This window comes from Sporosarcina sp. ANT_H38, assembly GCF_008369195.1.
Classification (GTDB): Bacteria; Bacillota; Bacilli; order Bacillales_A; family Planococcaceae; genus Sporosarcina.
Genome location: NZ_VOBC01000020.1, coordinates 1 through 525, shown reverse-complemented (window position 1 = coordinate 525; position 525 = coordinate 1). Strand labels below are relative to the sequence as shown.

Annotated in this window: 2 tRNA genes and 1 rRNA gene; all 3 read right to left on the bottom strand. The window is 44.6% G+C overall.

Annotated features, from left to right (window positions below):
- Positions 1-38: 38 nt before the first annotated feature.
- Positions 39-114, bottom strand: a tRNA-Thr gene (locus FQ087_RS22265).
- A gap of 61 nt (positions 115-175) precedes the next feature.
- Positions 176-251, bottom strand: a tRNA-Val gene (locus FQ087_RS22260).
- Between the two features lie 145 nt (positions 252-396).
- Positions 397-512: ribosomal RNA gene (gene rrf / locus FQ087_RS22255) — 5S ribosomal RNA — on the bottom strand.
- Positions 513-525: the final 13 nt, after the last annotated feature.

Genomic DNA, 525 nt, shown 5'->3' with positions numbered 1-525 from the left:
GTCAGATGCTCTACCAACTGAGCTAATGGCTCTAAAAGTGGTGCCGGAGAAAGGACTTGAACCCTCAACCTACTGATTACAAGTCAGTTGCTCTACCAGTTGAGCTACTCCGGCTAATAAATCGTTTTAAAACTGTAATGATTTTTTAAAAACAAAAGTTCGCGTTTTAAAAAATTGGTGGAGGATGACGGGCTCGAACCGCCGACCCCCTGCTTGTAAGGCAGGTGCTCTCCCAGCTGAGCTAATCCTCCTGGGTTATATTTGAAATGAACAGCTTACTAATGCAGCAATTGCATTTCTATCATTTTTTCTATGTATTAATTACTCGTCCCACTTTAAAGTGAAGAGCAAGTTTCTTATTACAAAGACTTTTTCTGTATGTAATAAACTGTACAGGCCCGGCGGCGTCCTACTCTTGCAGGGGGAAACCCCCAACTACCATCGGCGCTGAAGAGCTTAACTTCCGTGTTCGGGATGGGAACGGGTGTGACCTCTTCGCAATCGTCACCAGACCTGCATCATCTT